General features: G+C 62.0%; 16 protein-coding genes and 2 tRNA genes. 14 read left to right on the top strand and 4 right to left on the bottom strand.

Annotation, left to right across the window (positions count from 1 at the left end; translation table 11 throughout):
• Positions 1-97: 97 nt before the first annotated feature.
• Together phaR and rimO are read left to right on the top strand one after the other, a co-directional pair.
• Positions 98-628, top strand: coding sequence for a polyhydroxyalkanoate synthesis repressor PhaR (gene phaR, locus F624_RS0105155; protein ID WP_019573202.1), 531 nt, complete (start codon positions 98-100; stop codon positions 626-628).
• Between the two features lie 75 nt (positions 629-703).
• Positions 704-2,116 carry a 30S ribosomal protein S12 methylthiotransferase RimO gene (gene rimO / locus F624_RS0105160; RefSeq protein WP_031254167.1) on the top strand — a complete coding sequence of 471 codons (1,413 nt, stop codon included), beginning with the start codon at positions 704-706 and terminating at the stop codon, positions 2,114-2,116.
• Between the two features lie 147 nt (positions 2,117-2,263).
• On the opposite strand, the gene F624_RS0105165 is transcribed toward rimO, so the two are convergent.
• Positions 2,264-2,348, bottom strand: a tRNA-Leu gene (locus F624_RS0105165).
• Between the two features lie 73 nt (positions 2,349-2,421).
• Positions 2,422-2,506 (bottom strand) — tRNA-Leu (locus F624_RS0105170).
• 18 nt (positions 2,507-2,524) lie between these two features.
• Between F624_RS0105170 and rnr the strand changes: the two genes are divergently transcribed.
• Together rnr and F624_RS0105180 are read left to right on the top strand one after the other, a co-directional pair.
• Positions 2,525-4,855, top strand: a complete 2,331-nt coding sequence (gene rnr, locus F624_RS0105175; RefSeq protein ID WP_051107322.1) for a ribonuclease R — start codon at positions 2,525-2,527, stop codon at positions 4,853-4,855.
• A gap of 54 nt (positions 4,856-4,909) precedes the next feature.
• A complete protein-coding gene (locus F624_RS0105180) occupies positions 4,910-5,686 on the top strand; it encodes an SDR family oxidoreductase (RefSeq protein ID WP_051107323.1) in 777 nt (258 codons plus the stop codon).
• A 16-nt stretch (positions 5,687-5,702) separates the two neighbouring features.
• Here the strand turns inward: F624_RS0105180 and F624_RS0105185 are convergent, their stop codons facing one another.
• The gene (locus F624_RS0105185) at positions 5,703-7,211 is read right to left on the bottom strand and encodes a bifunctional ADP-dependent NAD(P)H-hydrate dehydratase/NAD(P)H-hydrate epimerase (RefSeq protein ID WP_019573207.1); all 1,509 of its coding nucleotides are present in this window, start codon (positions 7,209-7,211) and stop codon (positions 5,703-5,705) included.
• A gap of 51 nt (positions 7,212-7,262) precedes the next feature.
• A complete protein-coding gene (locus tag F624_RS0105190; RefSeq protein WP_019573208.1) occupies positions 7,263-8,516 on the bottom strand; it encodes an FAD-dependent oxidoreductase in 1,254 nt (417 codons plus the stop codon).
• A gap of 277 nt (positions 8,517-8,793) precedes the next feature.
• Here F624_RS0105190 and rpsB point away from each other — a divergent pair, with 277 nt between their 5' ends.
• The 10 genes from rpsB (at position 8,794) to F624_RS0105240 (ending at position 19,157) form a co-directional block, all read left to right on the top strand.
• On the top strand, positions 8,794-9,546 hold the full coding sequence (gene rpsB / locus F624_RS0105195; RefSeq protein ID WP_019573209.1) for a 30S ribosomal protein S2: 753 nt from the start codon (positions 8,794-8,796) through the stop codon (positions 9,544-9,546).
• A 111-nt stretch (positions 9,547-9,657) separates the two neighbouring features.
• Positions 9,658-10,581, top strand: coding sequence for a translation elongation factor Ts (gene tsf / locus F624_RS0105200; protein ID WP_027478718.1), 924 nt, complete (start codon positions 9,658-9,660; stop codon positions 10,579-10,581).
• Positions 10,582-10,639: 58 nt separating this feature from the next.
• Positions 10,640-11,362: a UMP kinase gene (pyrH, locus tag F624_RS0105205; protein WP_019573211.1), complete on the top strand. Its 723-nt coding sequence runs from the start codon at positions 10,640-10,642 to the stop codon at positions 11,360-11,362.
• Positions 11,363-11,426: 64 nt separating this feature from the next.
• On the top strand, positions 11,427-11,987 hold the full coding sequence (gene frr / locus F624_RS0105210) for a ribosome recycling factor (protein ID WP_019573212.1): 561 nt from the start codon (positions 11,427-11,429) through the stop codon (positions 11,985-11,987).
• A 120-nt stretch (positions 11,988-12,107) separates the two neighbouring features.
• Positions 12,108-12,851 (top strand): polyprenyl diphosphate synthase, encoded by a 744-nt coding sequence (gene uppS / locus F624_RS0105215; protein WP_031254170.1) that lies wholly within the window; start codon positions 12,108-12,110, stop codon positions 12,849-12,851.
• A gap of 14 nt (positions 12,852-12,865) precedes the next feature.
• Positions 12,866-13,714: a phosphatidate cytidylyltransferase gene (locus F624_RS0105220; RefSeq protein WP_019573214.1), complete on the top strand. Its 849-nt coding sequence runs from the start codon at positions 12,866-12,868 to the stop codon at positions 13,712-13,714.
• Between the two features lie 4 nt (positions 13,715-13,718).
• On the top strand, positions 13,719-14,897 hold the full coding sequence (gene ispC, locus F624_RS0105225) for a 1-deoxy-D-xylulose-5-phosphate reductoisomerase (RefSeq protein ID WP_019573215.1): 1,179 nt from the start codon (positions 13,719-13,721) through the stop codon (positions 14,895-14,897).
• A gap of 16 nt (positions 14,898-14,913) precedes the next feature.
• The gene (gene rseP / locus F624_RS0105230) at positions 14,914-16,281 is read left to right on the top strand and encodes an RIP metalloprotease RseP (RefSeq protein WP_031254171.1); all 1,368 of its coding nucleotides are present in this window, start codon (positions 14,914-14,916) and stop codon (positions 16,279-16,281) included.
• Positions 16,282-16,323: 42 nt separating this feature from the next.
• On the top strand, positions 16,324-18,618 hold the full coding sequence (bamA, locus tag F624_RS0105235; RefSeq protein ID WP_031254172.1) for an outer membrane protein assembly factor BamA: 2,295 nt from the start codon (positions 16,324-16,326) through the stop codon (positions 18,616-18,618).
• Positions 18,618-19,157, top strand: a complete 540-nt coding sequence (locus F624_RS0105240) for an OmpH/Skp family outer membrane protein (protein ID WP_019573218.1) — start codon at positions 18,618-18,620, stop codon at positions 19,155-19,157. Before bamA ends, F624_RS0105240 begins: the two co-directional genes overlap by 1 nt.
• Positions 19,158-19,167 lie beyond the last annotated feature (10 nt).

Genomic DNA, 19,167 nt, shown 5'->3' on the forward strand with positions numbered 1-19,167 from the left:
GGTCAGGGTAAACCTTGGCTGTTGGCTCGGGTGTGCTCCCTAGAATGTGACGATCCCATCGATATTTCGGTCTGTCCAGGATCGAGGAGCCTCATACGTGCAAAGCAAGAAAGCAGCCGCCAAACCGTCTCAGCGGATCATCAAGAAGTACCCGAATCGGCGCCTGTACGATACCGACACCTCCACCTACATCACCCTGGCTGAGGTGCGTCAACTGGTGATGGACAGCGAATCCTTTGTGGTTCGCGATGCCAAGACCAATGACGATCTGACCCGCAGCATTCTGTTGCAGATCATTCTCGAAGAAGAGGCGGGCGGGGCGCCCATGTTCACGGAGGCGGTGTTGTCCAGCATCATCCGTTTCTATGGGCATGCCATGCAGGGCTTCATGGGTTCGTACATCGAAAAGAACATCCAGGCCTTTTCCGAGATGCAGACTCAGTTGCAGGCGCAATCCAAGAGTGTTTCGCCAGAGATGTGGGCTCAATTCATGAGCATGCAGTCACCGGTTCTACAAAGCATGATGGGTGGGTACACCGAGCAGTCCAAATCGCTGCTGAGCCAGATGCAGGAGCAAATGCAGAAGCAGACCGAGCAGATGCTGGGTGCTTTTGGCCTGAAGCGCTGAGCTTTTTCGGCGGTCAGGCGGCGGGTATTGCGCCCGCCCTGGCCCGTTGTCGGTCAGAACTGGGACAATACGCCGATGAGTGAAGTTCTTGTTCCCCCTTCTTCCGTGGCCGCTGGCCAGCCGGTTCCCCGTGTTGGATTTGTGAGCCTTGGGTGTCCCAAGGCGCTTACCGACTCCGAATTGATCCTGACCCAGCTCAGTGCTGAGGGCTATCAGACCTCCAAAACTTTCGAGGGTGCCGATCTCGTCATAGTCAACACCTGTGGCTTCATTGATGATGCGGTCAAGGAGAGCCTCGACACGATTGGCGAGGCCTTGGCTGAAAACGGCAAGGTGATTGTCACGGGTTGCCTGGGGGCCAAGCAGGCGCAAGGCGGTGAGAACCTGGTGCGTCAGATGCACCCCAGCGTGCTCGCAGTGACGGGGCCTCACGCCACCCAGGAGGTGATGGATGCGGTGCACCAGCATCTGCCCAAGCCGCATGATCCCTTCATCGATCTCGTTCCCAATGCATTCGGGGATGCGGGCATCAAGCTGACGCCACGGCACTACGCCTACCTGAAGATCAGCGAGGGCTGTAATCACCGTTGCACCTTCTGCATCATCCCTTCCATGCGCGGTGATCTGGTGTCACGCCCGGTTGGTGATGTGCTGAAGGAGGCGCGCGCCTTGTTCGAAGGCGGGGTCAAGGAATTGCTGGTGATCAGTCAGGACACCTCGGCCTACGGTGTGGATGTCAAATATCGCACGGGTTTCTGGGATGGCAAGCCGGTCAAGACCCGCATGCTCGAGTTGGTGCAGGCCCTGAGTGAGTTGGCTGAGCCGCATGGTGCCTGGGTGCGCCTGCACTATGTGTACCCCTACCCCAGCGTGGATGAGATCCTGCCTCTGATGGCCTCCGGTCGGGTCTTGCCCTACTTGGATGTGCCGTTCCAGCACAGCCATCCTGAGGTGTTGCGGCGCATGAAGCGCCCGGCCAGTGGTGAAAAGAACCTGGAGCGCATCCAGCGTTGGCGCGAGATCTGTCCGGAGTTGGTGATCCGCAGCACCTTCATTGCGGGCTTTCCGGGTGAGACGGAGGAAGAGTTTCAGCATCTGCTTGACTTTGTTCGCGAGGCGCAGATCGATCGCGCGGGATGCTTTGCCTACAGTCCGGTGGAGGGCGCAGCTGCCAATGAGATTCCGGGCATGTTGCCGCCCGAGGTTCGGGAGGAGCGTCGCGCTCGGTTCATGGCAGTGGCTGAAGAGGTGTCCATCGAGCGTCTGCAACGCCGCGTAGGGGCCACCATGCAGGTGCTGGTGGACTCGGCTCCGGCCATGGGTCGCCGTGGCGGGGTGGGGCGCAGTTACGCTGATGCCCCTGAGATTGACGGTGTGGTGCGTTTGTTGCCGCCCGAAAAGATCAGCAAGACCCTGAAGGTGGGTGAGTTCACCCGCGCCCGCATCGTGGCCGCAGAGGGGCATGACCTGGTGGCTTTGCCCATCTGAAGCCCCTGGCTTTTTTCTGTTTGCTTCAAAAGCCCCGGCGCCGTGAGGTGTTCGGGGCTTTTTTGTGGGGCGGTGATTTTCGGGGATTGAAGTGAAAAACAAAAAAGCCGCTGAAACAGCGGCTTTTTGCATATGTTTATCGAAGACTGGTGCCCAGGAGAGGACTCGAACCTCCACGATGTTACTCGCTAGTACCTGAAACTAGTGCGTCTACCAATTCCGCCACCTGGGCAGTCATTCGACAAATAATATTTCCTGATTTTAGTGCATTTGAAACCGAATATTGAGTTCGTTTTCATTAAACTTGGTGCCCAGGAGAGGACTCGAACCTCCACGATGTTACTCGCTAGTACCTGAAACTAGTGCGTCTACCAATTCCGCCACCTGGGCATCTCAGGAAGAATTCGATTGTATATCAAAAATTTAGGCCAAAGCAAGTCAGTGAACAATTTTCCAGATGAATTTGAAGGTGTCGTCCAAGGACACCGTGATGGACACGGGTTCGTGGTCCGTGACAACGGCGAGCCGGACGTCTACTTGCCACCCAATGAAATGAGGGCGGTGTTGCACAAGGATCGGGTCAAGGCCCGCATCGTGCGCTCCGATCGCCGCGGTCGTCCTGAGGGGCGTGTGGTGGAAATCATCGAGCGACCCGCGCAACCCATCATTGGCCGTTTGCTTCAAGAGAGCGGTGTCTGGCTCGTGGCGCCTGAAGACAAGCGCTATGGTCAGGATGTGTTGATTCCCAAAGGGGCTACGGGGACCGCCAAGCCCGGTCAGGTGGTGGTGGTTGACCTCACCGAGCCCCCGGCCTTGTTTGGTCAGCCGGTGGGTCGCATCACCGAGGTGCTGGGTGAGGTGGATGACCCAGGCATGGAAATCGAGATTGCGGTGCGCAAGTACGGTGTGCCGCACGAGTTTTCGCAAGCCTGTCTTGACGAGGCTAAAGCCCTGCCGGACAAGGTGCGGCCCTCTGACAAGCGTGATCGCATCGACCTGACGGACGTTCCACTGGTGACCATTGATGGTGAAGATGCGCGTGACTTTGACGATGCCGTCTATTGCGAACCGGCCCGCGTCGGGCGTGGCAAGGGTTGGCGTCTGTTGGTGGCGATCGCCGACGTGAGTCAGTATGTTCACACGGGTTCGGGCATCGACATTGACGCTTACGAACGTGCCACCAGCGTGTATTTCCCGCGCCGGGTGATCCCGATGCTGCCCGAGAAGCTCTCCAACGGCCTGTGTTCGCTCAACCCCGAGGTGGATCGGCTTTGCATGGTGTGCGACATGTTGATCAACGCCAAGGGCGAGATCCATGCCTACCAGTTCTACCCGGCAGTGATGTGGAGCCATGCGCGTTTCACGTACACCGAGGTGGCAGCCATTCTGGCCAATACCAAAGGCCCTGAGGCTGCGCGCCGCAAGGCACTTGTGCCCCACCTGCTGGACCTGCACGATGTCTACCGGGCCCTGTTGGGCGCTCGCCGTACCCGCGGCGCGGTGGATTTCGACACCACCGAAACCCAGATCGTGTGCGATGACAGTGGTCGCATCGAGAAGATCGTGCCGCGCACCCGCAACGATGCGCATCGGCTGATCGAGGAAGCGATGCTGGCGGCCAATGTCTGCAGTGCTGACTTCATCGGCCAGGGCAAGCACCCCGGGCTGTTCCGTGTCCACGAGGGCCCCACGCCCGAGAAGCGTGAACTGCTGGCCAATTACCTCAAGGCCATGGGCGTCGGCTTGTCGGTCAGTGATGAGCCCCTGCCGGGCGAGTTCCAGGCGATTGCAGAAGCCACCAAGGACCGACCTGATTCCCAGCAGATCCACACCATGCTGCTGCGCTCCATGCAGCAGGCCATCTACACGCCGATCAACAGCGGCCACTTCGGTTTGGCCTTTGAGGCGTACACCCATTTCACCAGCCCGATCCGTCGTTATCCGGATCTGCTGGTGCATCGCGTGATCAAGGCCATCCTGGGCAAGTCGCGCTACCAGTTGCCAGCCTTGCCCACGCCTGGCGAAGCCCACACCAAGCTGGCGCGCCGCCTCGCGTCGCGGGTGAAAGAGCCTTCTGTCAAGCCGCGCAAGGCCACGGCCGAGACCCAGGCCTGGGAAGCGGCCGGCCTGCATTGCAGCGCCAATGAACGCCGTGCGGATGAGGCCAGCCGTGATGTGGAAGCCTGGCTCAAGTGCAAATACATGCGCGAGCACCTGGGTGAGGAGTTTGGTGGCGTGGTCTCGGCTGCCACCAGCTTTGGCATCTTCGTGACCTTGGACGCCATGTATGTCGAGGGCCTGGTGCACATCACCGAACTGGGGGGCGAGTACTTCAAGTTCGACGAGGCGCGCCAGGAGTTGCGTGGCGAGCGCACGGGCATCCGCTACGCCATCGGCAGTCGTGTGCGGGTGCAGGTCAGCCGCGTGGACCTGGATGGCCGCAAGATCGACTTCCGCCTGGTTCATGAGGGGGAGGCTCTGACGGGCAGGCCGCAACGAGACAAGGCCGGTGTGGCGTCTACGTCAGGAAGTTCGCGCAGTGCGAGCAAAAAGGCCCGCAGCGCTTCCAGGCAGGACGAGAAGCTGGAAGCCCCGGCACGCACGTCGTCCCGGTCCGGTTCGAGCGCTGATCTGATTCCCCGCTCGCCCATCCAGGCCTTGAAGGCCTCGGTGAAGAAGGCGGCCGCAGCGGCCAAGAAGAAGAGTGCAAAGGGCGGCCGTGGCAAATCCCACCGTTGACCTCGTTGCCGACCCTGCCGTGGCCCCGGGCCACGGCCTATACAGGAGCTTTTTTTGACTTCATCCACAACATCGGGCGCTTCGGCGCTTCGTGTCGCGATCGTCACTGGGGCGGGCTCGGGCATCGGGCGCGCCGTGGCGCTGTCCTTGCTGGGTGCCGGCTACGCCGTTGCCCTGGCGGGGCGGCGTGTTGAACTGTTGCAGCAGGTGGCAGACGGTTCGGGGGCTGCCGAGCGGGCCCTGGTGGTGCCTTGCGATGTGGGCGACGAGCAGGCAGTGGCCGCGCTTTTTTCGGCCACGGTGAAAGCCTGGGGTCGGGTTGACCTGCTGTTCAACAATGCCGGCATCAATGCCCCGGGCGTGCTCTTGGAGGACTTGACCTTGGCAGATTGGCGTCGCGTGGTGGACACCAATCTGACGGGCATGTTCCTGTGCGTGCGCGAAGCGTTCCGCGTCATGAAGGCGCAGCAGCCCCAGGGTGGGCGCATCATCAACAATGGCTCGATCTCGGCGCACACGCCGCGCCCCAATTCGGTGGCCTACACCAGCACCAAACATGCGGTGATGGGGTTGACCAAGACGGCCTCCCTCGATGGCCGCAAGTACGACATCGCCGTCGGTCAGATCGATGTGGGCAATGCCGCCACCGATTTGGCTGCGCGCATGGCCAAGGGTGTGCCGCAGGCCAATGGCGAGCTGGCGATTGAGCCCTTGATGGATGTGAACATCGTGGCCCAGTCGGTGCTTTACATGGCCAGCTTGCCGCTGGAGGCCAATGTCATGTTCCACACCGTGATGGCGACCAAGATGCCTTTCGCGGGACGGGGCTGAGGCCCGACTTGTCGAGTCACTGCCGGCGCAAGGCGCTGGCCAGCGTGCCGGCGGTGAAGGCCTGATGGGCAGGCCATTGGTCTGCCACCGAGCCGTGCACGAAGACGCCCTCGCGGGCGGCGTCGAAGGCCTGCATCCCGGGCCGTGCCCAGAGGGCTCCGATCAGGCCGGCCAGCACGTCGCCAGTGCCTGCTGTGGCCAGGTGGGCGTTGCCAGTGGGGTTGATGTGGGGTGTCTGATCGGTCTGGGAGATCACGGTGCCCGACCCCTTTAGTACCACGACGGCGTCGGTTCGGGCGGCCAGGGCCTGAGCGGCGGCCAGGCGGTCGCTCTGGACGGCGGCTGCCGTGGTGTCCAGAAGCCGTGCTGCCTCAAGGGGGTGGGGTGTCAGTACGGTGTCCCAACCGCGTTGCCGACGCGTTGCCAGCTGCGACATCCAGTCCGGATGTCGCGCCAGGGCGTTCAAGGCATCGGCATCCAGCAGCAGGCAAGGTGCCTCTGCCAGGGCTTTGGGAACCCAGCGCTCAATCGCGTCGCCACCGCCGCAGCCACAGACCAGAACACCGTTCTTCAGGCTCAAGGCTTCCGGGGTGCGCAGCATCAATTCGGGCTGAGCCATGTCGACGGACAGGCGTGCTTCGTCCGTGTCCAGCAGGCCGACCAGAACGCGCCCTGCTCCGGCGTGCAGAGCGGCCCGGCCCGCCAGCAGGGCGGCGCCGGTCATGCCCAGTCCGCGCTGGTTCAGACCTTCTCCGCCCAGCACCTGCACATCGCCGTAGCTGCCTTTATGACTGCCAAATGCCTGGATGCGAGGTGTCGGGGGCGGGCTGAGCCAGGCATCGGCTGGTGTCGCTTGCAGCGGCACACCCAATGTATCCAGCCAAACCGTGCCGGCATGGTCGCGACCCTGGGCTGTGAAGAGCCCTGGTTTCAGTGTCAGCAGGCTCAGGGTGTGATCAGCGCGGACTGCGCCAGCGGTCAGTGCGGGCGTGCCTTGGTCGGCGCTCAGGCCCGAAGGGATGTCGGCAGCAAGCACCTGGGCCCTGCTGCAGTTGATGCGCTCAATCCAATCGGTCAGTCGGGTGTCGGCCAATGGGGGGGCAGGGCGCTCTGCCTGCTGCGTCAGTCCAATGCCGAGCAGGGCGTCGATGCACAGGTCGTCCTGCCCCAGTTCTGGTGGCTGATCCTGGCAGATCACGCCAGCCCGAAGGGCGGCCTGGCGGCTGGTCAGGGTGTCGGCGCTGCAGCGACCGGGCTGGCCCAGCCAGGTCACCACGGGCTTGAATCCCTGCAATTGGAGGTGATATGCGGCCTCCCAGCCATCGCCGCCGTTGTTGCCGCTGCCGCAGGCCACCCAGATGGTTTGGGCATGAGGGGCCAATGCCTGGGCCAATCGGGCCAGTGCTTGGCCAGCGCGCTGCATCAGGGTGTGTGCGGGAAGTTGCTGCAACCATGCGGCTTCCAGCGCGCGCGTGCTGGTCAGCATGTGCAGAGGGTGGGCTCGGTCGGGGTGGATGCGGTCCATGAGGCGTTTGCCCGTGTTACGTAAGTCACCGATAGTGCGCCATCAATCCCATCAGCGGTGAAGGCGCGCGATAGAGCAGGCGGTCAGATCCAGCTCGGGGGCATGGCCGGCCACCGCGTCGGCCAGGAGCCTGGCGCTGCCGCAGCTCAGGGCCCAACCATTGTCGCCGTGCCCAAGGTTCAGCCAGATGCCGGGGATGCCGCTGGCGCCCAGCACTGGAAGGCAGTCGGGCATCATGGGCCGGCTGCCTTTCCACTCCTGCACGCCTGCGGTCATCGAGGCGGCGCCAGGGAACCAGTCCTGCAACACTTTATAGAGAGTGCGCAGCCCGGAGACTCGCTTGTCATCCTGGCGGTGGCCCAGTTCGGCCCCGCCGGCCACCCTCACGCGCTGACCCAGTCGGGCGATGCTGACCCGATGGCGCTCGTCGCTGACGACGCTGCGGGGGGCATTCAGCGGCTCGCGCACGTTGGCACTGACTGAGTAGCCGTGAATGCCCACCAGCGGAATCTTCAGGCCCAGCGGCTTGATCAGGGTGGAGGCATCGGCTCCGGTGCACAGCACGATGGCATCGAAAGTGCGTGGCGTGGACTCATTGCGGGTGCTCAGCGCAGGGCGGGACCCCAGGCTGAGGTGGCTGACGGGGCTGTTGAATTCAAACTTCACCCCCAGTCGCATGGCCTCGCTCTTGATCATCAGTGCAAACTGACGAGCGTTGCCCACTTCATCCTGGGGCAGGTGGATTGCGGCTTCGATGGCGCTGTCGGGGTTGAGTGCGGGCTCCAGCTTGCGGGCTTCGTCAGCGTTGAGTTCACGAAAGGCCAGACCTGCCTCGCGCAAGTTGTTCAATCGGGCTTGCAGACCTTTGTGTTCCTGGGCGTTGCGCAGCAGCAGCAGGTGCCCGGTGCTGGCGTCGAACTCAAGCGCATGCCGCTGGCGCAGTTGATGGAGGCGGCTCGTGCTGTAAGTGATCAGTTGTTGCAGGTGCAGGCGGCTCTCCGTGCAGCGGCTGCCTCGGCTGGAACGCATCCATTGTCCGATCCAGCTCAGTTCGTGCCAGCCCAGTCGGGGTCCCAGGCGCATGGCAGCGTGGGCGTCGCCCCACTGGCGCAGCCACTTGCGCGGCATGCCGGGGGCGGCCCAAAGCAGCAATTGGGCGGGCGAAATGAGTCCAGCACTCGCGAAGCTGCATTCCTCGGCAACTGCGCCGTGGCGCTCGAAAACGGTGACCTGGTGGCGGTCGGTGGCCAGTTCGTAGGCAGTCGTGACGCCGACGATGCCGGCGCCAATGATGGCAATGTTCATGCGCTGTGTTTGGGGCACCCGGCGAATTCTGTGTCGACCTGGGGTGCCAGTCTTTCGTAGGGGCTGGGTGCTGTCGCGATGCGAGCCTGGCAGTCGGTGCGTAGGCCATCGGTCGGGACAGGCGGTTGGCCATGCTATAATTTTGGGGTTTTTGCTGGTGTCACGGCAAGACAAATCGCAAACCAGACCCATCAAGGTGTTGGTTTTTTCAAGGGTTTTTCCTGTAGAAAAAGCCAAAGTCGGGCTGGATTTTAGACCCAACCTTCGGAGAATTTTCATGTCCGTTACCATGCGCGAAATGCTGGAAGCCGGTGTCCACTTCGGTCACCAAACCCGCTTCTGGAACCCCAAGATGGCCCCCTTCATCTTCGGCCATCGCAACAAGATCCACATCATCAACCTGGAAAAGTCGCTGCCGATGTTCCAGGAAGCTTCCAAGTTCGTGAAGCAACTGGCTGCTAATCGCGGCACCATCCTGTTTGTGGGCACCAAGCGTCAAGCGCGCGACATCGTGGCTGCTGAAGCCGAGCGCGCTGGCGTGCCTTTCGTGAACCAGCGTTGGCTGGGCGGCACGCTGACCAACTTCAAGACCGTGAAGACCTCGATCAAGCGTCTGAAGGACCTGAAGGCCCAGCAAGAAGCTGGCCTGGGCAGCCTGTCCAAGAAGGAACAGCTGACCTTCAGCCGTGAAATCGACAAGCTCGAAAAAGACATCGGCGGTATCCAGGACGTGACGGCTCTGCCGGACGCCATCTTTGTGATCGACGTCGGCTTCCACAAGATTGCCATCGCTGAAGCCAAGAAGCTGGGCATTCCCCTGATCGGCGTGGTGGACTCTAACCACTCGCCCGAAGGCATCGACTACGTGATCCCCGGCAACGACGACTCGGCCAAGGCTGTGGCGCTGTATGCCCGTGGCATCGCTGACGCCATCATCGCTGGCCGCGCTGAAGCCGGCAACGAAGTGGTCAAGGCTGTGGCTGCTGAAGGCGGCGACGAATTCGTGGAAGTCGAAGAATCGGCTGCCTGAGTTTGCCCCGCGCGAATTCCGAAGGATCGCGAGAAAAGTGGGGCTTAGTTGCCCCCTTTTTTTTAGCCCATCAACAACGTTTTGACTTGAACTGAATACGGAGTAACAAAAATGGCTGCAATTACCGCAAGCATGGTCGCTGAACTGCGTGGCAAGACCGACGCCCCCATGATGGAGTGCAAGAAGGCACTGACCGAAGCCGGTGGTGACCTGGTCAAGGCAGAAGAGCTGCTGCGTGTGAAGCTGGGCACCAAGGCCGGCAAGGCTGCCTCGCGCGTGACCGCCGAAGGCGTGGTTGCCAGCTTCATCGAAGGCAACACCGGTGCCTTGATCGAAGTGAACTGCGAAACCGACTTCGTGACCAAGAACGACAGCTTCCTGGCCCTGGCCAAGGCTGCCGCTGAGCTGGTTGCCAAGCACAACCCCGCTGACATCGAAGCCCTGGGTGCCCTGGCCTACGAGCAAGACACCTTTGGCCCGACCCTGGAAGACGTGCGCAAGGGCCTGATCGGCAAGATCGGCGAAAACATGTCTTTCCGTCGTTTCAAGCGTTTTGACAACGGCGCCAAGCTGGCTGCTTACCTGCACGGCACCCGCATCGGTGTGGTGGTCGAGTTCAATGGCGACGAAGCTGCCGCCAAGGACGTCGCCATGCACGTGGCCGCCATGAAGCCCGTGGCCCTGACCAGCGCCGACGTGCCGAGCGATCTGATCGAAAAAGAGCGCGCTGTGGCCGCTGGCAAGGCTGCTGAAGATGCCGCCAAGGCTCAGGCCGAAGGCAAGCCGGTGCAATCGCCGGAAATCGTGGCCAAGCGCATTGAAGGCGGCGTGCAGAAGTTCCTGAAGGAAGTGTCCCTGTTCAACCAGGCCTTCGTGAAGAACGACAAGCAGACCGTCGAGCAGATGCTCAAGGCTGCCAGCACCGAGGTGAAGGGCTTCACGCTGTTCATCGTCGGCGAAGGCATCGAGAAGAAGGTTGACGACTTCGCAGCCGAAGTGGCTGCTCAAGTCGCTGCTGCCAAGGCTGCAGCCTGATTCCGTCAACTTGCAACAACCCCCAACGTCACCCCATCGCCCTTAGGAGAACCCTTTCATGACCAACGCCAAACCAGCCAACAAGCGGATCCTGCTGAAGCTGTCAGGCGAGGCCCTGATGGGGGACGATGCCTTCGGTATCAACCGCGCCACCATCGTCCGGATGGTGGAAGAGGTGGCCGAGGTCACCCGCCTGGGTGTCGAGGTGGCGGTGGTGATCGGGGGCGGCAACATCTTCCGGGGTGTTGCTGGGGGTTCGGTGGGCATGGATCGCGCCACGGCCGACTACATGGGCATGCTGGCCACGGTGATGAATGCACTGGCCTTGGCGGACACCATGGAAAAAGCGGGCCTGACGGCCCGTGTCATGTCGGCAATTGCCATCGAGCAGGTGGTGGAGCCCTATGTGCGTCCCAAGGCCTTGCAGTATCTGGAAGAAGGCAAGGTGGTGATCTTTGCCGCTGGCACGGGCAACCCTTTCTTCACCACGGACACTGCTGCAGCCTTGCGGGGTGCCGAGATCGGCGCCGAGCTGGTGCTCAAGGCCACTAAGGTGGATGGTGTGTATTCGGCTGATCCCAAGAAGGATCCCAATGCAACCCGTTACTCGAAAATTTCGTTCGATGATGCGATGGCGCAGAACCTGGGCATCATGGATGCCACGGCGTTTGCCCTGTGCCGCGACCAGAAGTTGCCTGTGAAGGTGTTTTCCATCTTCAAGCCCGGCGCGCTCAAGCGCGTCGTGATGGGTGAGGACGAGGGGACTCTGGTTTACGCCTGAGCCTTGATCCAACAGCCCGAAGAACTCCGGCAGCCGTTGCCGGGGCTCGTCCCAGGAGATTGACATGAGCATTGCCGACATCAAGAAGACGACCGAAACCAAGATGGACCAGTCCATCGCGGCCTTCAAGAACAACCTGACCAAGATCCGCACGGGTCGCGCCAACCCGGCTTTGCTGGATGCTGTGCAGGTGGATTACTACGGATCGCCGGTGCCGATCAGCCAGGTGGCCAATGTGTCGCTGCTGGATTCGCGCACCATCAGCGTCCAGCCTTGGGAAAAGGGCATGGGCGCCAAGATCGAGAAAGCGATTCGCGACAGCGATCTGGGCTTGAATCCTTCCAGCATGGGCGAGCTGATCCGTGTGCCGATGCCTCCGATGAGTGAAGAGCGTCGCAAGGAGCTGACCAAGGTGGTTCGCAACGAAGGCGAGGCTGCCAAGGTGGCCATTCGCAACCTGCGCCGTGATGCCAACGAATCGGTGAAGAAGCTGGTCAAGGACAAGCTGGCCTCCGAAGACGATCAAAAGCGTGCCGAGGCCGACACCCAGAAGGTGACTGACAAGCACATCGCCGAGATCGACAAGCTGGTGGCTTCCAAGGAACAGGACATCATGGCGGTTTGATGGCTGCCGGTTGTCGTGCTATCCGGGCCTGAAGGCCATTTCAGGGGCGGCTCTCCAGCAGGGCTGCCCCATTCGTTTTCTGGGGTATCGTGCCCTGTCTTTGAAGTTACCTAGCTGTCCATGACCCAGACTCCCGCGCAACAGGCTGTTCCTCATCACGTCGCCATCGTCATGGATGGCAATGGCCGTTGGGCCACGCGCCGATTCCTTCCCCGGGTGGCCGGCCACAAGCAAGGCGTGGATTCCCTGCGTCGCTGCGTCAAGGCTTGCGCGGCCCGCGGCGTGAAGGTGCTGACGGTATTTGCATTTTCTTCCGAAAACTGGAATCGGCCTGCCGATGAGGTTTCCGGTTTGATGGACCTGCTGGCGATGGCTCTGGGCCGTGAAGTGCCTCAACTGAAGGCTGATGGCGTGCGTCTGCATTTTGTCGGCGAGCGTCGAGGCCTGTCCGAGAAAGTGGCTGCCGGGCTGGCCCAGGCCGAGGCTGCCACGGCGCAGAACGAGCGGCTGATCCTCAACGTCTGTTTCAACTATGGTGGCCGCTGGGATATCGCGCAGGCCGCTGCGGCCTTGGCAGCCCGGGGTGAGCCGATCACCGAGCTGGCGCTGGACCGGGCCATGGCGCTTGCGCACGTGCCAGACCCTGATTTGATGATCCGCACCGGGGGTGAGCAACGCATCAGCAACTTCCTGCTGTGGCAGTGTGCCTACTCCGAGCTTTTCTTCAGCGATCGCCTCTGGCCTGATTTTGATGAGGCGGCCCTGGACGAGGCATTTGCCGCTTATGCCTCCCGCGAGCGGCGCTTTGGCAAGACGTCCGAGCAGATGGCTCAGGCCGCCACTTCTGCATCCCCCAAGGTCTGAGAAAGGCTACTCCCATGCTCAAGCAGCGTGTCATCACTGCACTGATCCTGCTGGCTGTTCTGCTGCCTGCCTTGTTCTACTCGGAGCCGCAGCCTTTTTGTGCGCTGATGCTGTTGTTCATTGCTGCGGGTGGTTGGGAGTGGGGGCGTCTGAATGGGCTGTCCCAGCCCCTTTCCTGGGCCACGGCGGGGGCTTGCTTGATGGTGTGCGCACTGGCCTGGTGGGCGGGTGCGCTGGAGGTGTCGCTGCGCAGCCTTTGGGTGGTGGCTGGTCCGGCCTGGGTGCTGGGCAGTGCTGCCTTGCTGCGGGGGGGCGTGGCGGGGTGGCCCCGTGTGCCCCTGCTGCTGCGATGGCTGGCTGGCCTGCTGGCCTTGGTCACAGCCTGGCTGGCGGTCGCCCAGGCCAAGGTCATCGGGGTCAACTTTCTGCTTTCGGTCCTGGTGTTGGTCTGGGTGGCCGACATCTTTGCCTATTTTGCCGGGCGTGCTTTTGGCTTGCGTTTCACACGCAACAAGCTCGCTCCGAGCATCAGCCCGGGCAAAAGCTGGGAGGGCGTCTGGGGTGGTCTGGCTGGGGTCGTGGTCCTGGCTTGGGTCTGGCCCATGGCCGATGCGTCGCTGGGGGCGGCCGTTCCGAGCTTTTACAGCCGCTTGATGGGGCCGGGCTGGCCTTTTGCCATGCTGGCCGTGCTGTTCATGGGGGCGATGAGCGTGGTGGGTGATCTGGTGGAGTCACTCATCAAGCGCAGCGTGGGCGCCAAGGACAGCAGTGGTTTGTTGCCAGGCCATGGCGGGGTGCTTGACCGCGTCGACGCCCTGTTGCCTACTTTGCCGCTCGCCATGATGCTGAGCACTCTGATTTGAAGACATGACACAACGCATCACCATTCTGGGATCGACCGGTTCGATCGGTCAAAGCACATTGGACGTGATGGCGCGCCACCCCGAGCGCTATGAGGTGTTCGCCCTCACGGCTGCGACGCAGGTCGAACTGATGCTCAAGCAATGCGCCAGCTTCCGGCCTCGGTTCGCCGTGATGGCCAGCGAAGCCCATGGTCGACAGTTGGCCGAGCGGGTGCAGGCCGAGGGCCTGGCGGTGGAGGTCTTGTGGGGCGCTCAGGCCATCGAGGCCGTGTCGGCCCATCCCGAGGTGGATGCCGTGATGGCCGCCATCGTGGGCGCCGCAGGCCTCGCGCCCTGCCTGGCGGCTGCCCGCGCCGGCAAGCGCCTCATGTTGGCCAACAAGGAGGCCCTGGTGGTGGGTGCCGAGGTCTTTTTGCAGGCCGTGCGCGAGGGTGGGGCGGTGCTGCTGCCGATCGACAGCGAACACTCGGCCATCTTCCAATCCTTGCCGGATGACGCCTCCACCTGGGATCGCAGAGTGCGCAAGATCATCTTGACGGCTTCCGGCGGCCCCTTCCGGACACGTGATCCCCAGACCCTGCGTGAGGTGACGCCCGAGCAGGCCTGCGCCCATCCCAACTGGTCGATGGGACGCAAGATTTCGGTCGACTCCGCCACCATGATGAACAAGGCCCTCGAGGTGATCGAGGCCCGCTACCTGTTCGGTTTGGCGCCCCGCCGCATCGAAGTGGTGATCCATCCGCAGAGCATCGTGCATTCGATGGTCCAGTACCACGATACCTCGGTGGTGGCCCAGCTCGGCGTGCCTGATATGCGCGCCCCGATCGCATACGGATTGGCCTGGCCCGAGCGCATCGACAGTGGCGCCGCCCATCTCGACTTCACGTCCCTGCCGGCCATGACTTTCGAGCCGCCTGATCCAGCCCGTTTCCCTGGCCTGCAGCTGGCCTGGGACGCCTTGGAGGGCCCCGCTGGGACCGCGGCTGTGCTCAATGCAGCCAACGAGGTGGCGGTTCAGGCTTTTCTGGACCGGCGCATCCGGTTTGACCAGATCCACCACCTGAACCTCGAAACCCTGGCGGCCGTGTTGCCCCAGCAGCCGGCCACACTTGATGAACTGCTGTTGCTCGATGCCCGCGCGCGTGAAGTCGCTGAGCGGGCGGCGCAGCGCCTGCAGGCGTGAAGGCCAAGGAGTCCTGATGTTGATGACCGTGTTGGCTTTTCTTCTGGCCCTGGGTGTGCTGATTGCGGTGCACGAGTACGGCCACTACCGTGTCGCCGTGGCCTGCGGCATCAAGGTGCTCCGCTTTTCGATCGGGTTTGGCAAAGTCCTTTGGCGATGGCAGCCCAAGGGTTCGCCGACTGAATTTGTGCTGAGCGCTTTCCCCTTGGGGGGCTATGTGCGAATGTTGGACGAGCGTGAGGCACCCGTGGACGCGGCAGAGCGGCACCTGGCATTCAACGCCCAGCCCTTGTTCAAGCGTGCCGCGGTGGTGGCGGCGGGCCCGGTGGCCAACCTGCTGCTTGCCGTCTTTTTGTACACGGTGGTGAATTGGACGGGTGTCGAGGAGCCTGCCGCGATCCTGGCCAGCCCTGTGCATGGGTCGATTGCGGCCCAGGCTGGCTTGCAAGGCGGCGAGACCGTTCGACGTGCGGCGCTGGTTGGAGAGGATCTGGAAGCGGTGACCTCCTTCGAGGACCTGCGCTGGCTGCTGACGCAGGCGGCCCTCAATGGCCGTGATGTGCAGCTCGAAGTGGCGTTGGGCGAGCATGCCGGCACCCGTGACTACCTGCTGCCTCTGTCTCAGGTTCAGGTCAAGGAGGCGGATGCCCAGCTCTTCCGTCGCATCGGCCTGATGGGGCCTTGGACCCGCCCTGAGGTGGGTGATGTGATGCCGGGCAGCCCTGCGGAACGGGGTGGTTTGCGTCGGGGTGATCTGGTTCACCAGATTGGCAACACCCCCATCGTCGATGGGCAGCAGTTGCGGGAATTGATCCGATCCTCTGTGGTGCAGGGTGTGCCCATGGCCCAGACCTGGCGCGTGGAGCAGGGCGGGGTGATGCGCACCCTGGAGATGAAGCCCGAGATGCAATCGGACGGTCGCGATGGTCGGGTGGCCCGCGTGGGCGCCATGATCGGTGCGCCGCCTGAATTCGTGACCGTGCGCATGGGGCCGCTTGACGGGCTTTGGCGCGGTGCCGTCAAGACTTGGGAGGTGTCATCACTGACCTTGCGCATGATGGGGCGCATGGTGATCGGCGAGGCCTCGATCCGCAACATCAGTGGCCCGCTCACCATCGCAGACTACGCCGGCAAGTCGGCCAGCCTGGGCTTGAGCCAGTACCTTGTGTTTTTGGCATTGATCAGTGTGAGCCTGGGCGTGCTGAACCTGCTTCCCCTGCCGGTCTTGGACGGTGGGCACCTGATGTATTATCTTTGGGAGGCAGTGACCGGCAAGGCCGTGTCCGATGCCTGGATGGAGCGGCTGCAGCGGGGGGGGATCGCCCTGCTGATGGCCATGATGTCCGTCGCGTTCTTCAACGACGTCACCCGGCTCTTTGGTTAACCTTGTGGTCGCAGCGCTTGGCGCTGCGGCACGCGCTCATTCATGAACAAACATCTCTCCCGTTTTTGCCTGCGCACTGTGGCTGCAGTGACGACCCTCCTGGTAGCCTCGCACGCCTGGGCCGTCGATCCCTTCACGGTGCGCGATATCCGCGTCGAAGGCCTCCAGCGGGTTGAGCCCGGAACCATCTTTGCGTCACTGCCCTTCCGGGTGGGTGAGACCTACAACGATGACAAGGGCTCGGCAGCCATCCGTGCGCTGTTCGCGCTGGGCCTTTTCAAGGACGTGCGACTCGAAGCCAATGGCGATGTGCTGGTCGTGGTCGTTGAAGAGCGGCCCACGGTGGCCGAGGTCGACTTTGTCGGCACCAAGGAGTTCGACAAGGACACCCTGAAAAAGGCCATGCGCGATGTGGGTCTGGCCGAGGGGCGCCCCTTTGACAAGGCGCTGGCCGATCGGGCCGAGCAAGAGCTCAAGCGCCAGTACATCAGCCGCAGTCTGTACGGTGCTGAAGTGGTGACCACCGTCACGCCGATTGAGCGCAACCGTGTCAATCTGACCTTCTCGGTGGTGGAAGGCGAGCCCGCCAAGATCAAGGACATCCAGGTGGTGGGTAACAAGGCCTTCAGCGAATCCACCCTGCGCGGTCTCTTCGACCTGGACACCGGGGGGTGGCTGAGCTGGTACACCAAGTCGGATCGCTATGCCCGGGCCAAGCTCAATGCCGATCTGGAAACCCTGCGCTCGTACTACCTGGCCAGGGGCTATCTCGAGTTCCGCATCGACTCGACCCAGGTGGCCATTTCGCCCGACAAGAAAGACATCTCCATCACCATCAATGTGACCGAGGGCGAGCGCTTTGTGGTGTCTGGCGTCAAGTTGGAAGGCGATTTCCTGGGCAAGGAAGACGAATTCAAGTCCTTGGTCTCGATCAAGGTGGGCGAGCCCTACAACGCCGATGATGTGGCTCACACCAGCAAGGCGTTTTCCGATTACTTCGGTAATTTTGGTTTCGCCTTCGCGCGGGTTGAAGTGCGGCCTGAAATCGATCGCAGCACCAACCGTGTGTCCTTTGTCCTGGCTGCAGAGCCCGCGCGCCGGGCTTACGTCCGTCGCATCCATGTGACGGGCAATGGCCGCACGCGTGACGAGGTGGTGCGTCGCGAGTTCCGGCAGTTTGAGGCCTCCTGGTACGACGGGGACCGCATCAAGCTGTCGCGTGACCGGGTGGACCGCCTGGGCTTCTTCAAAGACGTCAACATCGAAACCCAAGAGGTGCCCGGCTCTCCTGACCAGGTCGATCTGGTCATCAGTGTGACCGAGAAGCCAGCGGGCAGCATTCAGTTGGGCGCTGGTTTTTCGAGCGCAGAGCGGGTGTCGCTGTCTTTCAGCATCCGCAATGAAAACGTGTTCGGCTCGGGCAACTACCTGGGCTTCGAGATCAACACCAGCAAGTACAACCGCGTCATCTCGGTGAATGCGACCGACCCATATTTCACGGTCGATGGCATTTCTCGCACCATCGATCTCTACCACCGCGCACTGCGCCCCTATGCAGACCAGGGCGGCAACTACCGCTTGTTGACCACCGGGGCGGGTTTGCGCTTCGGTATCCCGTTCAGTGAGACGGATCGCGTGTTTGTCGGCATGAATGCCGAGCAGACCACGATTCAAGCCGGTACCAACATTCCGGCGGCCTATCTGACCTACGCGGAAACCTATGGCTACACCAGCTGGGCTGCACCTCTGACGTTGGGCTGGTCGCGAGACGATCGGGACAGCGCCCTGGCGCCCAACAGCGGTCGCTACCAGCGCTTCAATTCCGAGCTGGGCATGATCGGTGACGCGCGATACACCCGCAACAACTACCAATACCAGCAGTACGTGCCCATCACCAAGAAGTTCACCTTTGCATTCAATGGTGAGATCGGTCTGGGCAAGGGGCTGGGCGGGCGGCCCTTCCCGGTGTTCAAGAACTTCTATGGCGGTGGTCTGGGCTCGGTCCGGGGCTTTGACCAGGGTACCCTGGGCCCGCACGACGTCACAGGCGCCATCGTGGGTGGCGCGAAGAAGGTGGTTCTCAATGCAGAAATCACCGCACCGTTCCCGGGTGCCGGCAATGACCGGACCCTCCGAGTGTTTGGCTTCACCGATGTTGGTAACATTTTTGGTGAAAATGAAAAGATCACCTCCAGCCAGCTCCGCACCTCGGTGGGTGTGGGTCTGAGCTGGGTATCTCCCATGGGGCCTCTGCGTTTTGCCATTGCCAACCCGGTACGCAAGTTCCCTGGCGATAGAATCCAGAGATTGCAATTCCAGATCGGAACGTCTTTCTAATGAAATCCATTTCTCGTCAATGGGCCCTGGCCGCAGTGCTGGGTGCCTCCGCGTTCGCTGCTGCTCCGGTCATGGCCGAAGACTTCCGTGCCGGTTTCGTCAATACCGACCGCATCTTCCGCGAAGCAAACATGGCCAAGTCGGCGCAGGCCAAGCTCGAAGCTGAATTTGCCAAGCGTGAAAAAGAATTGGTCGATCAGCGCAATACGCTGAAAACTGCCTCCGACAAATTCGAGCGCGAGGCGCCCACCCTGTCTGAGACGCAGCGCACGACCCGTCAGAAGCAACTGGTCGATCAAGACCGTGACTTCCAACGCAAGAGCCGTGAGTTCCAGGAAGACCTGAACACCCGCAAGAACGAAGAGCTGCAGCAGGTCATCGATCGCGCCAACAAGGTGGTCAAGCAAGTTGCCGAGACTGAAAAGTACGACGTCATCCTGCAAGAAGCCATCTACATCAACCCCAAGCACGACATCACTGACAAGGTGATCAAGGCTTTGAATGCTGCCAGCGCAGCCTCGGGCAGCACGGGCAAGTGAGCCGGGTGAC

This window comes from Curvibacter lanceolatus ATCC 14669 (assembly GCF_000381265.1).
Classification (GTDB): domain Bacteria; phylum Pseudomonadota; class Gammaproteobacteria; order Burkholderiales; family Burkholderiaceae_C; genus Curvibacter; species Curvibacter lanceolatus.